A 17,237-nucleotide genomic window follows, 5' to 3' on the forward strand; every position below is an offset into this window, starting at 1 on the left:
AGCGAAGCAATAACCTACATCGCCATGATCAGCCTCATGTCCAAACGGCTGGCCATGGCGGAAAAATGAATTTTTAAAACACGTTCTAAGATAGTTCTTGGCCACCGTCACGTCGGTCTTACGAATCTTACCGTTGGGAGCGTTCTTCCAGGTGGTGAGCCCCATGTTGTCCTGCGACGCGTCGGCGCGGCTCCGGATGAGTTCGGCGGCCTTCATACCGGTGAATGCCCACTCCAGTTTGTTCTGCACCGTGGCAAAGAACTCTTGCGAAACTTCGGCCTTCGCGTCGTAGTCACTGCTGGTGGCGTAGATGTCGGTGATCTTCTGATAGAACCGTCGCTCGGACGCGCGAATATCGCGAATCCGTTCGAGCAACTCATCGAAGTGGTCTTGGCCGAAGGTTGTTTCCGCCGCCTTGAGCCGCTCGTCATCGAGCACGAACCCCTTGACCAGGTACTCCCGCAGCGTCTTGGTGGCCCACCGCCGGAATTGGGTGCCGCGGGGACTGCGGACTCGGTAGCCAATGGCCAGGATCATGTCGAGGTTGTAATGCTTGGTCTGGTACGACTTGCCGTCTGCGGCAGTTATGAAGTAATCCTTAATAACTGATCCTTCCTCTAACTCGTTTTCTGCCAAGAGGTTGCGGATATGAGTATTGATGTTCGCAACGGTCGTCTCGAACAGTTCGGCAATGGCCTTCTGCGGCATCCAGACGGTCTGGCCCTCGACCATTAGCCGCACCCGGGTATTGCCATCCTCGGTGGCGTAGAACAGGAAGTCGCCCTCGGAGGGGGTCGGTAGGTTCTCAGCCATTGCTGCTCCTTACAACTCGCACCATTCAAAGCCAGGACTTCGCGGCAAACCCCAGCGAATTCAGATTCTCCCGAATCGCCGCCTCTAGCTTCGCGCTCTCGGCAAACTGCTCGCCCAGCTCAGTGGTGAGCCGCTGCATCTTCTCGGCGAACGGTTCGTCGTCCTCCTCCACTTCGGCGGCGCCGACGTACCGACCGGGCGTAAGAACGTAGCCGTGTGACTTGATCTCGTCGAGCTTCGTCGATTTACAGAAGCCGGCGATGTCCTCGTAAGCTTTGCCAGCCTTCCAGGCGTGGTACGTGCCCCATTCACGGGCCAGGCAGTGGCTGCCGATCGAGGTTTGACATCTTGAACCGTTGGGTTCGACTCCCAACCGGTCCACCATTTTGACTCTTACGACGGCGCCCGACCGAACCGGCCGGACGCGCGCCGATCGAGGTTTGACGCTATGAGTTTACCCCACAACTTCCAGGCGGACAACAACAGTGACGCCGAATGGTACGAAGTCAGCAAATCGCACCGCTGTCCCATTTGCGAGAAGCCCGACTGGTGTAGTGCCACTGGTCCCCAGGGCGATCCCGATGCCGTTGTGTACATGCGTATCGAAAGCGACAACCAGCGTGGCAATGGGGGCTGGTTGCACCGCTTGCGGGAGAACTCGAAACGAGGCCCCGGCAACTCACCGAAGCCATCCGGCCAAACTGCGCCCGTGGCCACAGTGCCATCGCCGTCACTACCAAAGAGCGGAGAGCCAACGCCTTTTGAAATGGCGATCGACATCGAAGAGATCAACAAGGAGCACAAGCACTACGCCTGCTGCCGGGCCAGGAGGTTGAGTCCGCTGATCGTCTGGGGGCGATGGTGAGCGGCAAAGATGACCTGCCGCGGACTTTGCGTCTGACTGGGACCGACGATTGCGCAGCTTCTGGCGCAGCACGCAGGAAGCGATCGGGTGCAACTTCATGCAGTGAGGTGCAAGGCGCGGATGGCATTGCAGGCCACTAACAGAGCGAGAGGCAATCGCCGCAAGTCCAGAGCGGACAAGAGTTAACGCAACGCAGTGCAGCTCGGTGCGATGAGAAGCAGAAGCGGAGGGCAAGGGACTCGAACCCTCAACCCCTTGCGGGGCAACTGATTTCGAATCAGTCTGCTAGCCATTCGCATACCCTCCAGGGCTCGTTCCGCCGGACGCCCGGTGAAACTCGCTAGACCTGCAAGTTTACCGGCGCTTACAGGCCGAGGCAAGCGAGGCATCCGCGGCCGTAAAATCGGCAATTCCCGCAGCAAACCACGCTCAGCGCGCCGGATGTACCGGCCATGCGCGGCAGGATGAATCTGCCGGATTACCGAATGACTCGCCTCACGGCAGGCAGGTTCGCCGCTGCTGAGCTTGCTAGCAGGAAGTGACCGATAAACATTCTATCCGACCACTCCCTCCCGTTGTCCCCAGCAAGAGCCTCCCCGCATGGAACCTACGATCCGCATCGTCACCCGCGGTAGCAATGGCGAAATCCGCTCGAAAGACTACACCCACACCGAATCGGTGCTGAAAATGCATACGCAGATCGGCATCGACGACTGCAGCACGGACCTTGCCCTGCGCGGCATGCCGGTGTTTCGCGGCCTGATCGGTCCAATGCCCGAAGCAAAGGGTATCGTGCGGTACGAATCGCCCGAGGTGTTTGAGACGCTCACCAAGGAGTGGAGCGCCTCGGCCACGCCCAAAAGCCGTCGCCGACGCCGACGCACCACTGCCGAGTAGTCCGCAAAAAAACGGGGTGGCGAAGGTCGAAGTTGGCGACCCCGCACCCCGTTAGGAAATCAGCAGGTTGCTCCAAACACCGGGTGTTTAGCGATAACGACCGGGTGTGCTAGGCGAAACCCAGCCCATTCCCGTGCGAGGCGGATCGCTCTGCATCTGGGTACCACCAAGCGGGCGACTGGCAATGGCGGTGGCCGGCTGGGTGCTCGGTGCGACACTGGGAGTTGTGGTTGCAGGAGTCCCGGAAACAACCACGCGGTTGATCGTCTCCTGGGGCACTGCTTTGTAGGTGACCACCGGTGAAGAAACGGTCCGCGTACCGGCGACCCATTGCGTGTTGGTAACCGGCACCTGCACTGTGGCCGGGCGGTTCTCCCAGCGAGTGAACGGCTCGAGTTGGTGCGCCCAATAGGGCTGCACGAAGGGATTCAACACCCCGCGGCGGCGCGACACCCAGCGGTACTCGGTGACGGGCGTCAGGTAGTTCTGCTGGTACGACTGATAGGTAGTAGAAACCTGTGGCGTGTAGACCTGTTCCTGGCGGGTCTGATACTCGGTGGTCGGTACCATCCGCTGGGTGACGGTTTTGGTCTCCTGCCAGGTGACGCCATTGGCGTCTTTGACGATTTGCTGGGTGGTCTGGCTGCTAGCCGTGGCAGTAAGCGTGGCCAGACAAAGCGAAGCGAGAGCGACTGTTCTGTTCCGGTAGCACATGGCCCGATTTCCCTCCGTGGATATCGAGTTATGGGGAGAAGCTTCTCTACATGCGGGGCGGCCGTTCCGTTAGCCGCCCGCGAGTAATATACATCCTTTGGAGTATCGGCCCTCAACATGGTGGCTCATTAGCCGCCAACTGGGTCGGATTCCTACCAAGTACAAGTAGACGTTAGACAAACCGTTAGCCGTTAACGGGTTAGCGGCATGGGAAAACTAGTCGCGGACCTGTGCGGATTTTGGCAGATGTGCACGGATTTGGAGGAACCAGGCACCAACCCGGGTACCGGCAACTCATCCACTGCCAGCTAAGCTAGGTCGGACTCGTGTTTGATTAGAGTCGGTCCGATCCGTGTCCATCCGCTGCGATCCGCGAGAATCCGCGACGGATTTCTTTCCCACCGGGAGCTGGGCCGATGGCGACTTGCGGTTTCCAGCCCGATCGGTCAGCCTATCGGTAATCGTTGGCCAATACCGCATGAGTTTCCGCTAGCATGAAGCACGACCTGCCACTTCTGTTGCTCCGCTGCCCCGTCTCGGGTGGCCAGCTCGAGTGGCTGGCGGACGACAAGCTAGCGAGGCTGCAGCGATCGGTCGAGGCAGCCGCGGTTGTCGACCGCGATGGCGACCTGGTGACCAAGGTGCCCGAGGCCGCGATCGTCTGTCCCGCGTCGGGCTGGGTGTATCCGGTGCAGGGTGGCATTCCGGCCCTGGTGCCCGGCTCCGCCATCGCGATAGGGCAGTTTGCTGCTGCTGAATCGTAACATCTCCGCCTTCCTCCTTTCGCTTTCAGCTTTTGAATCATGTCCACCATCTTCAAAAAGATCATCGACAAGGAAATCCCCGCCAACATCATGTACGAGGACGACCAGTGCCTGGCGTTCCACGACGTCGCCCCCCAGGCGCCGACGCACGTGCTGGTGATTCCCAAGAAGGAGATCGCTTCACTCGACGAGGTGGCCGACGACGATGAAGCACTGGTGGGCCACATGTGGATGGTGATCCGCAACCTGGCCAAGGAGCTCAACCTCGGCGATGGCTATCGCGTGGTCGTGAACTGCGGTCGCGACGGCGGGCAGTCGGTCGACCATTTGCACTTTCACATCCTGGGCGGACGAAGCTTGAAGTGGCCACCGGGTTGAAATGACCAATGACGAATTGTCAATGACCAATGCCGAGCAGCCGAGGAGCTACATCTCGTCGGAAACTGCGTGACTTCAGCACAGTCATGTTTCGTTGTTATTCAGCCTCTACGGCCCAGAGCCACTCGCTAGGCAATACGCGATAGTTATCCACGGGGACAAGCTCCCAATCCTCGGCACTGCAAACTGGACAAACAATTGACGGTTCGGATCTTGGATCGCAAAGCAAGCTGATGTACTTGCTTAAGTCTGCAGGGTCGAAATAGAGCTGTCCGAGTTCTTGGTCTTCGACTGCAAACGATCCACAACAAGTCGTTCGTCTTAGCGAATAAAACGAGTTACTGCAGCCAGCCACACATCGACGAGCAAATTCAGATTGATTTACTTGCGGCATCGATTGCTTTTCGACGTAGTCGTTTCTTACCAGAAGAAAGCAAGTTTCTTTTCCGCGGAGACGTAGCTCCGCGGCTATTGGCTGAGGAGTGGATAGATCGCTCTCTGCTGAGAACTCTCCACTCAACCCTTCTTGATCTCGCTCTTGATGTCCGCCAGCTGCTGGTATTCGGGCATCGATTTGTAGACTGGATCGAGGGGATAGCAGCCCGAGACTAGTCCGTTTCTGGGAGCAGTAGTACAGTCGCTGAAGGTGCGGCAGATCTTTTTGTTCGCCAGTGGGCGGCCGGCCAGCACGTCGGCGGGCATCTCGGGATAGCTCAGCACCATGCGGCCCAAACCTACAAAGTCGGTCTTGCCCTGGCGCACAGCGGCTTGGCCCACGTTCGGCAGCCACTGCTGCAGGTAGGTGTAGCCCGAGCCGACAACCACCGAGTTGGGACAAGCTTCCTTCAACTTCGCGGTGATGGCAATCTGCCGCGCGACGCCGACCAGCGGGTCCTCGGGGGGTGAGTAGCCATCCGACGGAGGGAACAACGCCGGCCGCTGGAAGTGAGGGTTGTAGTAGGGGCTGCCGACCGAGATGCAAACCAGCGGTACATCGAGTTCTTCCAACAGCTTGAGAAACGCAATCGGCTCGGCCAGGTCGACATCCAGACCGGTCTGGTCCCCGCCAAAGGCGTGATGGTACTTGCCATCCTCTTCGAACTGCGGGACCCCTGCCCCGTCGTCGCCCGGCTTGAACGGCGGCCAGTCAACGGCACTCACCCGCACACCCAGCAGCAGTTCCGGACGCTTGGCTCGCAGACGAGTTACGAGTTCGCGGAGAAATCGGGTGCGGTTTTCGAAGCTGCCTCCGAACGGTCCGGGCCGATCGAACGCACTGAGGAACTCATGCCCCAGGTAACCGTGGCAGTGCTTCAGGTCGACAAAGTCATACCCCATGTCGGCGGCCATCGCGCCGACTTCGACGAACCGATCGATCAGGGCTTCGATCTCGTCGTCGGTCATGATGTGCAGCGTCTGCTCCATGCCGAACTTTTTGTCGAGCACCGGGTGGCGATACAGCACCTTGGGCTCGAGCCGCTTCTTGTCGTTTGGCCGTGCAAAGCGGCCGGAGTGCGTCAGCTGCAGACCCACCAGCAGATCGTCGGTCGAACCACAATGCTCGGCGTGCGTCTCGACCAGGTGGGTTCGCAGGTCGGAGATACCCTGGGCACTGCCGTCGTTCATCCACACCTGATTGGGGTTGGCACGGCCTTCGTGCGTGACGGCCACTGCTTCGCCACCCCAGATGAGCTTGGCGCCACTGAGACCAAAATTCTCCCACCGCCGACGGGTGAGTTCGGTGGGATTGCCATTCGTCTCGCCATCCCAACCTTCCATGGGGAGAATGCAGAACCGGTTGCCAATCTTCCGCCCCGCTACTTCCAACGACGCCCCCATGGGAGAGTCGGGCCCCGACTCGAGCTCCGCATCAAACGGCATCTCCACGCCCAGTGAGGCAAGATGAGCGAGAAAGTCTTCGGGCGTACGGAGTTTGGCAACGCGGGTATATGACTTAGCGGTCGAGTCGGACATGGCCTGTGAATACCTTCAAAAGTTGTAGTTTGCTGCACGCAACCTGGAGCACGCGGCCGCCCTCCTCGACCGCTTCTGGATACGGAGTACCTAATGTTGCTTTGGTGCGTCGACGGCGTGCTCTTTCGCGTGCTTGTGGTCGACGAAGTGGGGATGAGGGATCGAGCTGGCACGGCGTTGCTGACGTAGTTCCGCCAGATTCTCACGGTCGTGGGCTGGTTCCTCCTGCTCGATGGCCCGCCAAATGCCTTCGATGTAGCCCACCAGATTGTGATCGGAAAAGTGATCGATACGAAACCGCGCGAGCCCTTTCAGAAAGCCCCGCACTCGATCGCGGAACCGCCAGAAGCCACGCAGGTTGCGTACCTGCCCTCGATTGTCGAGGTAAACCTCCTTGCCGGCGTGCCGGTACCCCATCCACCGCGGCGGTACGCGGGGCACGATGTCGTTGTTGTTTACCCAACGATAGTAGTCGAGCCGGACGTAGTTCACGTAGCGATGGTCGCCGACGCGAGGTGAACCATAGGTGAACAGGCCGCACGGATTCGAGGCAATGTGCGACAGCTTGCAGCGGCCCGCACAGATGGCAGCCATGGCCCCGCCGAGCGAATGCCCGGCGAACCACAGTGGTCGCTCGTTGCTAAGCAGGGCCTGCTCGAGCCGAGGCCACAGATCGTCCACTTCGCGTTTGAACCCGCGATGGACGTGCCCCACCGTTTCGGCCACGGCGGCCACGGCGTCGAGATCGGCCTGGATGTCGTTCCATTCGGTGGGCTCGGTTCCGCGGCACACCACCACGGCGTCGTGCTCGTTACCAAACACGTAGGCCTGGGCGCCATCGCGATCGTAAAACCGCACGTCGTCCAGTCCCATCTCGTTGGCAAACACGCCGGCTTCGCCCCGCGACATATACGAGATATACGACAGCTCGGCGAACAATAGCGACTGGCGAAGCAGGCTCATCTCGGCGATCGGCCCTGTAACGACCGAACGCAGCGTAAAAGTGTTCGCGTCGTCCCGCTGGGGTCCGTCGCGTTTGGTGTTGTTTACGCCGCTTGCCATGTTCGTGGTGCCCTTGCCTGCAGTTGAACCACATGCAGCCGGCGACCCATCAAGCGGCCGGCAAACCGCTTGATTTTAACTGCTCAAACGACGCTCCTCAAGCTGAGGATGGCGGTCCAACTGGGCGGTTTAGAGAGGCTATTCGGCTTTAGACTTGGCAGACAACCCGCGAAAGAGCTCACGCGCGGTGGCCACTTCGTCGGTGGTGCAGCTTCTTGAATCGTCGCTGCGCGATTCCAATTCGTCGAGCCAGGACAGGAAGAACTCTACCGACTTGCGGCTGATACGGGGGCCGGCAGTCGACTCCACGTAGTAAGGCGCGGTGAGGGCAAATTCGCGTTTGTCGACCGTGTTGGTCTTCGCCCGCACGGCGAACCAGCCACTGGAGTCGAACGACACCGGCGGCAGCTTGCCGCCCTTCGACACCCAGTCCGACAGCCGGACCTCGACGTCGACCTGGCCATTCTTCAGGATCTCCAAATACTCTACCCTTTGTCGGCTCGCCATGTTCAGGGCGATTTGAAAGTCCAGCGTCTGGCCATCGTCCAGGCGAAACTTCGTGCCAGGAGGTTCTCCGCTTACACTCGGACGCAACAACGGTCCGTTGGTAACTACCACCGCACCATGGTCCACAGCATCCCACCACGCTGCGGGCGTAAAAGCATTCGGCAGGTGCGCATAGGTGCAGTTTATACCCAGAGGACTTTCGTTCGCGCCCGATCCACTGCCGGCCAGTGGCGATAGCTCGACACCGCAGTTGATGGTGTGGAAGTAAATGTCCTCGCCCCACAGCACCAGGCCAGACTTGCCGGGATAGAAGCTCTTGTCTCGCGGCCTGCCCTGCGGGTCTTTATCGACGATGCGCTTCCATTCGCTCTGCGAGGTGAGAAGACAGACACCATCCAACTCCCCGCTGGCCACCCACAGGGGATACTCCCACGCCGTAGGTGTTGCTGCCACCACATGCAGGCCCGCCTCCCGCGCCTGGTGAATCACTTCTAGCGATGTGACGCCGGCTGCAAGCTCTAGCGGTGGCTCTTCCAGCAACTCGTCGCTCACCAGCAGCAAAGTGCCACCGGCCAATTCCACTCGTGTAGTGTAGGGCCCCAGTGTGCGGCCGGCAGCCAGAGGAACTTGGTCGTCGACGGACTCGAGAACCAGAAAGTGCGACTTGGTCCATTTCTTGCCATCGAAAGTCCAGGCCGTGGAAGGTGCGTAAGAAATACCCTCGGTGGCCGCCACGATGGGCAGATCGCGCGACGAACGCTGCGAGTCGAGATCGCCGGCAAACCAGCCTTCGGCCGCCAGGTCGGCAAACCGCCGCATCTCGACGCTCTTGTCGTCGTCGGCATAGCGGTCGATGGTGAAACTGCCGTTCTGGGTACGGTATTCCGGTCCGGCGTCCATCTTGAACACATAATCGCCCCGCCGCAGGCCGAGCGTGGCCGTGCCGGAAAGGTAGAAATGGTCGCCCAGCTCGGCGGTGCCGACCTTTTTCAGCCGCATCGGGCGGCCGCGGGAATTTGGCAGCTCGACGCGTACCGGTATCGGCTGCCCGGTTTTGCTATCGATCGCCTGCAGGCGAAGCTCGCCATCGGCGGCCCACACCGCGGCCGGGGCCAGCATAATCGCTGCAATCAGAACCATCCGCCCAATTGTTGCATAGAACATCATGCCTCAAGTTTAGCATGCCCCACAGACGCGTTTCCGGGCGTTCTACAAAACGCCGGAGAACCGGTTAGAATTAGGAGTCCACAAACCAGCCCCTTTCCGACATGCCGATATCTAGCACTATGCCAACTGATCCCTACCAAACCCTAGGCGTCGACCGTAAGGCGTCCCACGAGGAGATCAGCAAGGCGTACCGGCAGCTTGCCCGTAAGTACCATCCCGATCTGAACCCCGACGACGAAACGGCCAAGAAGAAGTTCCAGGAAGTGCAGTCCGCGTTCGACGTACTGGGCGACGAGAAGAAGCGGAAGATGTTCGATCGCTACGGCGCCGGCTTCGAATCGATGGGGGGCGGCCCCGGCGGGGCTGGGCCCCGGCCGCAGGGATGGCCGAGTGGCGGGGCGGGTGGCAGTCATGTCGAGTTTGATATCAACGACCTGTTTGGCGCTGGCGCTCAGGGCGGTGCAGGTGCCGGCGGTTTCGCCGATTTGTTCAAACATTTTGGCGGCGGCCGCGGCGGCACGCAGGCTCCGCCCCGCCAGCAACAGCGCGGCGCCGATCTGGAATACGAGCTCACGGTGCCCTTCAACACGGCCGTCAAAGGGGGCGAGGCCTCCGTGTCGCTTCGCCGGGGAAATGGCAAGAACGAAACCATCTCCGTCAAAGTTCCCGCCGGTATCGACGATGGCAAGAAGATCCGCCTGAAAGGCCAGGGCGAGGAGAGTCACTACGGCGGGCCGTCGGGCGACATCCTGATTACGGTGCGCGTTGCGTCGCACCCGTATTTCACTCGCAATGGAAAACGGCTCGATGTGATGGTGCCCATCACGCTGGCCGAGGCCATCGAAGGGGCAAAGATCGATGTGCCCACACCGCATGGCACGGTGGCCGTGACCATTCCGCCTGGTACTTCTGGCGGCAAGAAACTACGACTGCGCGGCCAAGGGGTAAAACCAGCCAACGGCGATCCTGGCGACCTGTACGCCGAAGTGCAGATTGTCCTGCCCGACAATTTGACCGACGAACAGAAGAGCCAACTGGTCTCCGTGGCGAAGAACGACACGCGGAATCCCCGCTCTGATCTCCGATGGTGAATCTGTTTGCACAAATACCGATCCTGCTAGCCGACGAAACCAAGCAAACCGCCCTGGAGCGACTCGACCCCGATCGTCGGGCTGCCGTTATCCTGGCTCTGGTGGGATTGTCGCTGCTGGGGGTACTGTTGATCGTCATTGTCATGCTCGGGGCGCGCTGGGCGCGCCAGCGCAGGCCGCAGCGCCCCAAGCGGGCCGGTCGGCAGTCGGACGTCACGCTCGACACCTATCCCCAACGACCAAGAGTGCGTGGGGGCGAATTCCGCAGCGACGAAACCATCGTCAATCGCCCCGGTGATGGTGAGACCAAGGCGTAACACTTCGGCCCACGTTCGTGCATTACTGCCCTCCCCTCGTACCACCCGCAGTTGGCCTGTGTCCCACACTTTTCCCAAATCGCATCATTTGCTCAGTTCGGAACAATTCGATCGGGTATTTGCGGCGCGGAAGAGCCGGGGCGACAATCGATTGGTCGTATACACACTGCCCAACGGCCTGGGCCATCCCCGCCTAGGGCTGGTCGTGTCACGCAAGGTCGGCAACGCGGTGGTACGCAACCGCTGGAAGCGGCTCTTGCGCGAGGCGTTTCGCTTGAACCAGCACGACCTGCCGGCGGCAGATATCATCTGCCTGCCTCGCCCCAAGCACACGCCGACGCTCGAGTCGCTGAGCGAGTCGCTGCAAGCCCTCACCCGTCGGAAGAGATAGCCGCTGGGCATCTCGTCGAATCGTGAACCTACTGCGACTGCTAGCACGAGTGCCCGAATTCATTCTGGTAGCGATGGTGCGCGTATATCAGAAGTGCGTCAGTCCACTGATTGGGCCACATTGCCGGTTTCAGCCCTCGTGCAGCGAGTACTTCATTCAGGCAGTTAAGAAGTACGGCGCCATCCGTGGCAGTTGGCGGGGCGTGAAGCGCATTGCCCGCTGTCATCCCTGGCATCCCGGCGGATACGACCCTCCGTAGCGGCGGCACCAGGGGCGAGGTTCGATCGCCGTCGGTGCTAGCACGGCTGGCGATTTCAAGTACTTTTCAAACATCGCCTTGACCCCCTCGGTTGGCCTAGCTACTCTCCCCAGGCCAGATTTTTCCTGGGGCCAGGTTTGCGCGCAGGAAGCGCGAAAGGCTGGTCCCCTACCGTTTACGCCAGTGTGGGCGAAAGACATCGCCCGATGGAGCTCCCAGCATGACGCGACGAGCCAGCTTATCGTATCGTTCTTCTCTGATGCGCAGCCTCTCGGTGTGCGCCGCGCTTGCCACCCTCAGCACGATGGTTGGCTGCATGAGCCTGATCACACTGCCCGGTTTGCCGGGGCGCAGTAAGCCGGAAGAAAAGAAGACGCTCAAAGAACTGGCCGACGACGATACACCCGATCTGATCTCGAAGTTCACCCATCCGTTTGGATTGGACTACGTAAAGGTCGAGGCCCTGTCGATGGTCACTGGCCTGTCGGGCACCGGCGAAGATCCCCCTCCCACGCCGCAGCGGGCAGCCATGATGGCGGAAATGAATCGCATGCGGGTAGAAAACCCCGAGAAGGTGCTCGCCTCACCGGATACGGCCCTGGTGCTGATTCGCGGTATGCTTCGCCCCGGCATTCAGGAAGGCGATCGTTTCGACGTCGAAGTCCGCGTTCCGAGCAAGAGCGAAACCACCAGCCTCCGCGGTGGCTGGCTGCTCTCGGCACGACTCACCGAACTGGCCGTGCTGGGTGGTCAGATTCGCCAAGGCCATGTGCTGGGCGTAGCCGAAGGAGCCATTCTGGTTGACCCCAGCGCCAACGAGGAAGACGGCACCTACGCGACGCGGGGCCGCATTCTCGGCGGTGGTGTAGCGGCCAAGTCGCGTCCCATGGGTCTGGTAATCGACGATCGCTACAAATCAGTTCATCTGGCCGCCCAGATCGGCAAGAGTGTCAACGACCGCTTCTACATGCGAATCGATGGCCACAAGCGTGGTGTGGCCAATGCCAAGAACGACGAGCTGATCGAGATTGCCGTGCATCCGCGGTACAAGGATAACGTGGGACGCTACATGCGCGTGCTGCAAAGCCTGGCTGTGATAGAAACCGGCCGCGAACAACAAGAACGCGTCGAATTGCTCCGTGAACAGATCGCCAATCCGCTTACGGCGGCTTCGGCGGCACTACAACTCGAAGCCATTGGCGATGACCAGGCAAAGGAGATTCTGTTGCAGGCAATCTTGTCGTCCGATACCGAAGTCCGCTTCTATGCCGCGGAGTCGCTGGCCTACCTGGACGAAACTGCGGCCGTGGAAGTGCTGGCGCAAGTCGCCCGCGACGAACCCGCCTTCCGTGTTAACGCCATGGCCGCCCTGAGTGCGATGGACGACCTGGCGGCTTTCGATGCATTGCACGGCTTGCTGTCGGTCGACAGCGCCGAAACCCGATACGGCGCCTTCCGTTCGCTGTGGGCCATGAACCCGCACGATCCGCTGGTGGCCGGCGAGAACATGAATGGCAACTTCACGCTGCATCAACTGAACGTCGAAGGGCCACCGATGATCCACGTGACCAACAGCCACCGACCTGAAATTGTGCTATTCGGCAAGCAGCCTTCGCTGAAGCTGCCGTTGCTGGTCGATGCCGGTACCGGCGTCTTGATCAACGGCATGCAAGGACAGGAATTGGTCGTCAGCCGGTTCCGCACTGGCAGCGAAGCCGATCGCCGGGTGATCCAGCCAGAAGTTGACGAGCTGATTCGGGCCATCGTCGAACTGGGTGGCAACTACCCCGACGTGGTGCAGGCCTTGCAGGAAGCCAACAAGCAAGGCGCGCTGAAGTCGCGAATGCGAGTAGACGCCCTGCCACAATCGGGTCGCAAGTACTCCCGCCCTGAAGACGTGAAGGAAGGCGAAACACAGGAAGAAGAAAGCACCTTCGACCTGGCCACACCTCTCCCCGATCTGTTTGGCCGCAAATCGCGATAGGAAACCTGACACCGCCAGCGAGCCCGCCGATCAATGACTGCCAGTACGGTGCTCGCTCCCCGACCCTCGATCCTGTCCCCATCCTACGATGCTCAAAGCGCTCGAACTTTCCGGCTTCAAGAGCTTCGCGGACAAAACGCGGTTCGAGTTCCACGAAGGCGTCACCGTCGTGGTGGGGCCAAATGGTTCGGGCAAGTCGAATGTAGTCGACGCCATCAAGTGGGTGCTCGGCACCCAGAGTGCCAAGTCGCTACGTGGTTCGGAGATGACCGACGTCATCTTCAACGGATCGGGCTCGCGGGGAGCTCTGAACGCCGCGGAAGTGACGTTGGTACTCGACAACGCCGACGGCAAGTACGGGGGCGAATCGCAGGGTCGCGACGTGGCGATCACCCGCCGCGTCTACCGCAGCGGCGAAGGCGAGTATCTGATCAACGGCGGCGCCTGCCGACTGCGCGACATCCGCGACCTGCTGGCCGGTACGGGCATCGGCACCGAAGCCTACAGCATCATCGAGCAGGGCAAGGTCGACGGGTTGCTGCAGGCTTCGCCCCGCGATCGCCGGGCCATTTTCGAAGAAGCCGCTGGCATCAGCCGGTTCCGTGCCAAACGCCAGGACGCGGCTCGCCGCCTGGCGCGAGTGGAGCAAAACCTGCTGCGCCTGTCCGACATTGTCGACGAAGTGGAAAGCCGGCTGCGCAGCATCCGCATGCAAGCGGGCAAGGCCCAGCGATACCGCGAAGGGGTCAAGCGACTGAAGGAGCTGCGAACGGAAATTGGCATCGCCGACTGGTTCCGCTTCACCCAGCGCGTCGACAACGTGGCCGGCGAGTTGGCCAACTTCGCCGACGAGGACAATCAGCGCCGGGAGTGGATGGAATCGGCCGAGCAGGAACTTCCTCAACTGGAGCAAGCTGTCGCCGAAGCTCAAGCCGAATGCGAGAAGGTCGATCAGCAGATTGCCGGCATTCGCGAGCAGGTGGTCAGCAGTCAAGCAACGATCGACGGCCTTACCGGGCGCGAGGAGGATCTGCAGGCCAACATCGAGGCCCTCGAGCAGCAATGGCAGGCGGCGACGGCCCCGCAGCCGCAGGAGCCGGAGAACAACGACTCGGTTGTGACCCGCCTCGAAGTGGCCCGCAGCGAGTACGACGACCACTCCCGCAGCCTAGCCGACGCTAGCGAGAAGCTCTCGCACCACACCACGTTGGCCGCTCGACTGTCGGCACAGGTCGAGGAACTTTCCAAACGACTATCGGCCACCGACAATCGCCTGGAGCTGATGCGGGAGAAACTCTCCTCGATGGGCGAACGCCGCACCGCCAACAGTGCTGAGCTGGAATCGGCCCAAGAACAGCTGGCGCCGCTGCACCGGCAACTCGAATCGCTCCACCGGTCGGTGGCCGACGCCCGCGAGCAATTCAACCAGGCCGATTCGCACTGCCAGGCGTGCGAGCAAAAGCTCGAGTCGGCCCGCAGCGAGCTCAACCAAAACGAACAACGCCTGACCGAGGTGCGTCGCGAGTGCCAACGGGCCGAAACCGATCTGGCAGCCGGTCGACATCGAATTGAACTGATCGGCGAGCTCGATCGCCAGCAGCAGAACACCAACCAGAAGGTGCAACACTTCGTCGCCCACACCCTGGGTACGAAGCCGGTGGTGGTGGCTGACGTGCTGCACGTGGATGTCGATACCGCTCCAATCATCGAAGCGGCGCTGGGCGTGCTGGCCGAATACGTGGTGGTGCCCTCGACGGAGAAACTGCTCAACTATGCCGATCAACTGCCGGCCGACGCCCGGTTGATGCTACTCGACTGTCGCACCCCGGTGTCGGCTATCGACCAGATGGATCTGTCCGACGAGCATGGCGTGTGGGGGCGTGCCGATCAGTTCGTCGATAGCGAATCCGTGTACCAGCCGTTGGTGCGGCGATTGCTTGGCCGCACCTGGGTGGTCGACACCCTGGCCACGGCCCATCGTCTGGCCCGCCACACGGGGCATGGGCTGCACTTTGTGACAGCCGACGGCGATGTGCTGGGAGCCGAGGGAACCGTAGTAACCGGCCGGCGGGATCAAGCCCGCGCCTCGCTGACACGTCGGCACAACCTGGAAGAGCTACGCCAACAAGTCGCTCAGCTCGAACCTGCCGCCAAAAAGCTAACGGAGGAGCAGGAAAATCTGGAGCAAGCGTGCGAACGATGGCGCCACGAAGTGACCGAAGCACTCGACCGAGACCGCCAGGCCCGCGAACAACTTTCGCAGCTCCGCGAACAAATTGCTTCGGCCAGCACGGCCGAAAAGGTGGCCGGTCAACGAGCCGAGGAACTGCGCGTTCAGGCGGAGAAGCTCACCGCGGCGAGGCAACAAATCGATGTAGAAGAAACGGCCACGCGCAACGCCCTAAAGACACTCGAAGGCCAACGAGATGGATTGGCCAGCAGTTGCAGCGAATTGCGTCAGCAGTACTCGGTCGCCACGGCCGAGCAATCCACACAACGGGACCTCGTTGGACGACTGGAGGTCGAAACCGCGAAATTGCAGCAGCAGATCGATCTGCTGGAAGAGGCGGCCGTCACCACCAGTGGCGGTCCCTCGGCCGTCGACCTACGGAAGGAACTGGAACGCCAGCGGCAGGCCCTCGACGAGCGGCTGGCAAAACTGCGCGAACAGCGCGAAAAAGCCGAGGCACGTTTAACCGAACTGAAGAGCCAACTCGATGAGCAGACGCCCATCCGCGAAGCATGCCTCGCCCGGCGCAAGGAGGCCCAAGGCCGCCGCGACGCGCTGCAACAACGGCTGAGCGCCGCCCGCCGCCACGTGGACGAAACCCAATCGCGCCGTTCGCAGCTCGAAGTGACACTTGCCAAGCTGGAGCACCAACGCCAATCGCTGGTCGACCGGCTGAAGGAAGATTACGAGATCGACCTGCCCGAGGTTGCGGCCGCTGCTCCCCAGGAGCGGCCGGAGATCGATCGTAAGCAAGTGGAACAAGAGATCAACCAGATTCGTGACAGCTTGCACCGCATCGGAGCGGTGAACGTGGACGCGCTGGACGAGCTGGAAGAGATCGAGTCGCGATTTGAATCGATCTCGGCCCAGTACAACGACCTTTCGCAGGCCAAAGCAAGCCTCGAAAAGCTGATGACCAAGCTGAACACCGAAAGCCGTCAGATGTTCCTGTCGACGGTCGACACGGTGCGAGGTCACTTCCAGGAGCTGTTCCGCCGGTTGTTTGGCGGCGGCGAGGCCGATCTGATTCTCGAAGAGTACGAAAGCGAAGACGCCATGGACTGCGGCGTAGAGATCCGCGCCTGCCCACCGGGCAAGGACACGCGGACCATCTCGCTACTTTCCGGTGGCGAAAAGACGATGACCTGTGTGGCGCTGCTCTTGGCCATGTTCCGCAGCAAGCCCAGCCCGTTCTGCGTGCTGGACGAAGTGGACGCAGCCCTGGACGAGGCCAACGTCGGCCGCTTCACCGGCGTGCTGTCCGACTTCCTGTCGAACACGCAGTTCGTAGTGATCACTCACTCGAAGAAGACGATGACCGGCGCTAACACGCTGTACGGCGTCACCATGCAGGAATCGGGCATCTCGAAGCAGGTATCGGTACGTTTCGACGACGTGACCGAAGATGGATTCATCAAGCCCAGTGCGATGGGCCAATCGCTGAAGAAAGCCGCCTAGAGCCCAAGTAGTGTGGCCCCTTCAAGTCGCTCGGGCGTCTACTCGCTCGCTTCGCCCTGCGGCGGAAGTTGCTGCTCGGCCGTTTGCTCGAGCACCGAGACGGGCAAACCGATCGGGGTCATCCCCGCCGAACAAGTGCCGCTTTCGCAGTTGTTAGCCGCGCTGTCGGCGCCGCCACAGCAGGCGGGAAACGCCCCGCGGATGGAGGCACGCAACCCGGGAGCCGCAGTGGCCAACAGGTTGCCCACGATCACTGCCAGGAGCAAGGTACCGATGGCTACGCGGAGGGCTCGCAGGCCGCTGGACGAGCCGGCGGTCGGAGAACTTGCGAGTGTTTCGGTGGGCTGTTCGCTCATCGTATTCCGA

Annotated in this window: 17 protein-coding genes and 1 tRNA gene; 10 read left to right on the top strand and 8 right to left on the bottom strand. The window is 61.0% G+C overall.

Annotation, left to right across the window (positions count from 1 at the left end):
* The coding region (gene rhuM / locus NG895_RS03980) for a RhuM family protein (protein WP_252851157.1) at positions 1-813 on the bottom strand (813 nt) is incomplete at its 3' end.
* 25 nt (positions 814-838) lie between these two features.
* Entirely contained in the window at positions 839-1,198 is a 360-nt protein-coding gene (locus NG895_RS03985) for an N-6 DNA methylase (protein WP_252851158.1), read from the bottom strand.
* Positions 1,199-1,261: 63 nt separating this feature from the next.
* On the opposite strand from NG895_RS03985, the gene NG895_RS03990 reads away from it, so the two are divergent.
* Positions 1,262-1,678 carry a hypothetical protein gene (locus NG895_RS03990; RefSeq protein WP_252851159.1) on the top strand — a complete coding sequence of 139 codons (417 nt, stop codon included), beginning with the start codon at positions 1,262-1,264 and terminating at the stop codon, positions 1,676-1,678.
* 224 nt (positions 1,679-1,902) lie between these two features.
* Here NG895_RS03990 and NG895_RS03995 read toward each other — a convergent pair.
* Positions 1,903-1,984: transfer RNA gene (locus NG895_RS03995), tRNA-Ser, on the bottom strand.
* 294 nt (positions 1,985-2,278) lie between these two features.
* Here NG895_RS03995 and NG895_RS04000 point away from each other — a divergent pair.
* Positions 2,279-2,575: a hypothetical protein gene (locus NG895_RS04000; RefSeq protein ID WP_252851160.1), complete on the top strand. Its 297-nt coding sequence runs from the start codon at positions 2,279-2,281 to the stop codon at positions 2,573-2,575.
* An 87-nt stretch (positions 2,576-2,662) separates the two neighbouring features.
* Here the strand turns inward: NG895_RS04000 and NG895_RS04005 are convergent, their stop codons facing one another.
* Positions 2,663-3,289, bottom strand: coding sequence for a hypothetical protein (locus tag NG895_RS04005; protein WP_252851161.1), 627 nt, complete (start codon positions 3,287-3,289; stop codon positions 2,663-2,665).
* Between the two features lie 494 nt (positions 3,290-3,783).
* Between NG895_RS04005 and NG895_RS04010 the strand changes: the two genes are divergently transcribed.
* Together NG895_RS04010 and NG895_RS04015 are read left to right on the top strand one after the other, a co-directional pair.
* On the top strand, positions 3,784-4,053 hold the full coding sequence (locus tag NG895_RS04010; protein WP_252851162.1) for a Trm112 family protein: 270 nt from the start codon (positions 3,784-3,786) through the stop codon (positions 4,051-4,053).
* Positions 4,054-4,092: 39 nt separating this feature from the next.
* A complete protein-coding gene (locus NG895_RS04015; RefSeq protein WP_252851163.1) occupies positions 4,093-4,431 on the top strand; it encodes a histidine triad nucleotide-binding protein in 339 nt (112 codons plus the stop codon).
* Positions 4,432-4,947: 516 nt separating this feature from the next.
* On the opposite strand, the gene NG895_RS04020 is transcribed toward NG895_RS04015, so the two are convergent.
* From NG895_RS04020 to NG895_RS04030, 3 genes are all read right to left on the bottom strand, one after another.
* Positions 4,948-6,405, bottom strand: a complete 1,458-nt coding sequence (locus NG895_RS04020; protein ID WP_252851164.1) for an oxidoreductase — start codon at positions 6,403-6,405, stop codon at positions 4,948-4,950.
* Between the two features lie 90 nt (positions 6,406-6,495).
* Positions 6,496-7,467, bottom strand: coding sequence for a lipase family protein (locus tag NG895_RS04025; protein WP_252851165.1), 972 nt, complete (start codon positions 7,465-7,467; stop codon positions 6,496-6,498).
* 138 nt (positions 7,468-7,605) lie between these two features.
* Positions 7,606-9,141, bottom strand: a complete 1,536-nt coding sequence (locus NG895_RS04030; protein WP_252851166.1) for a CehA/McbA family metallohydrolase domain-containing protein — start codon at positions 9,139-9,141, stop codon at positions 7,606-7,608.
* Between the two features lie 119 nt (positions 9,142-9,260).
* Between NG895_RS04030 and NG895_RS04035 the strand changes: the two genes are divergently transcribed.
* From NG895_RS04035 to smc, 6 genes are all read left to right on the top strand, one after another.
* Positions 9,261-10,232 (top strand): DnaJ C-terminal domain-containing protein, encoded by a 972-nt coding sequence (locus NG895_RS04035; RefSeq protein WP_252851167.1) that lies wholly within the window; start codon positions 9,261-9,263, stop codon positions 10,230-10,232.
* Positions 10,226-10,549: a hypothetical protein gene (locus NG895_RS04040; RefSeq protein ID WP_252851168.1), complete on the top strand. Its 324-nt coding sequence runs from the start codon at positions 10,226-10,228 to the stop codon at positions 10,547-10,549. Before NG895_RS04035 ends, NG895_RS04040 begins: the two co-directional genes overlap by 7 nt.
* A gap of 58 nt (positions 10,550-10,607) precedes the next feature.
* Positions 10,608-10,940, top strand: coding sequence for a ribonuclease P protein component (gene rnpA / locus NG895_RS04045; protein WP_252851169.1), 333 nt, complete (start codon positions 10,608-10,610; stop codon positions 10,938-10,940).
* Between the two features lie 49 nt (positions 10,941-10,989).
* Complete coding sequence (gene yidD, locus NG895_RS04050; RefSeq protein ID WP_252851170.1) at positions 10,990-11,199, top strand: membrane protein insertion efficiency factor YidD; 210 nt, start codon at positions 10,990-10,992, stop codon at positions 11,197-11,199.
* Between the two features lie 220 nt (positions 11,200-11,419).
* A complete protein-coding gene (locus NG895_RS04055; RefSeq protein WP_252851171.1) occupies positions 11,420-13,183 on the top strand; it encodes a flagellar basal body P-ring protein FlgI in 1,764 nt (587 codons plus the stop codon).
* Between the two features lie 88 nt (positions 13,184-13,271).
* Positions 13,272-16,871, top strand: coding sequence for a chromosome segregation protein SMC (smc, locus tag NG895_RS04060; RefSeq protein WP_252851172.1), 3,600 nt, complete (start codon positions 13,272-13,274; stop codon positions 16,869-16,871).
* Between the two features lie 38 nt (positions 16,872-16,909).
* Here the strand turns inward: smc and NG895_RS04065 are convergent, their stop codons facing one another.
* Positions 16,910-17,227, bottom strand: a complete 318-nt coding sequence (locus tag NG895_RS04065; RefSeq protein ID WP_252851173.1) for a hypothetical protein — start codon at positions 17,225-17,227, stop codon at positions 16,910-16,912.
* Between the last annotated feature and the right edge of the window lie 10 nt (positions 17,228-17,237).

Origin of the sequence: Aeoliella straminimaris (assembly GCF_024054565.1) — a bacterium.
Classification (GTDB): domain Bacteria; phylum Planctomycetota; class Planctomycetia; order Pirellulales; family Lacipirellulaceae; genus Aeoliella; species Aeoliella straminimaris.

Coding starts and splice junctions, on each gene's coding strand:
- NG895_RS04065 (WP_252851173.1), bottom strand. CDS start 17,227: ATGAGCGAACAGCCCACCGAAACACTCGCAAGTTCTCCGACCGCCGGC.
- NG895_RS03985 (WP_252851158.1), bottom strand. CDS start 1,198: ATGGTGGACCGGTTGGGAGTCGAACCCAACGGTTCAAGATGTCAAACC.
- NG895_RS04040 (WP_252851168.1), top strand. CDS start 10,226: ATGGTGAATCTGTTTGCACAAATACCGATCCTGCTAGCCGACGAAACC.
- NG895_RS04035 (WP_252851167.1), top strand. CDS start 9,261: ATGCCAACTGATCCCTACCAAACCCTAGGCGTCGACCGTAAGGCGTCC.
- NG895_RS03990 (WP_252851159.1), top strand. CDS start 1,262: ATGAGTTTACCCCACAACTTCCAGGCGGACAACAACAGTGACGCCGAA.
- NG895_RS04030 (WP_252851166.1), bottom strand. CDS start 9,141: ATGATGTTCTATGCAACAATTGGGCGGATGGTTCTGATTGCAGCGATT.
- smc (WP_252851172.1), top strand. CDS start 13,272: ATGCTCAAAGCGCTCGAACTTTCCGGCTTCAAGAGCTTCGCGGACAAA.
- NG895_RS04005 (WP_252851161.1), bottom strand. CDS start 3,289: ATGTGCTACCGGAACAGAACAGTCGCTCTCGCTTCGCTTTGTCTGGCC.
- NG895_RS04020 (WP_252851164.1), bottom strand. CDS start 6,405: ATGTCCGACTCGACCGCTAAGTCATATACCCGCGTTGCCAAACTCCGT.
- NG895_RS04055 (WP_252851171.1), top strand. CDS start 11,420: ATGACGCGACGAGCCAGCTTATCGTATCGTTCTTCTCTGATGCGCAGC.
- NG895_RS04000 (WP_252851160.1), top strand. CDS start 2,279: ATGGAACCTACGATCCGCATCGTCACCCGCGGTAGCAATGGCGAAATC.
- NG895_RS04025 (WP_252851165.1), bottom strand. CDS start 7,467: ATGGCAAGCGGCGTAAACAACACCAAACGCGACGGACCCCAGCGGGAC.
- NG895_RS04015 (WP_252851163.1), top strand. CDS start 4,093: ATGTCCACCATCTTCAAAAAGATCATCGACAAGGAAATCCCCGCCAAC.
- NG895_RS04010 (WP_252851162.1), top strand. CDS start 3,784: ATGAAGCACGACCTGCCACTTCTGTTGCTCCGCTGCCCCGTCTCGGGT.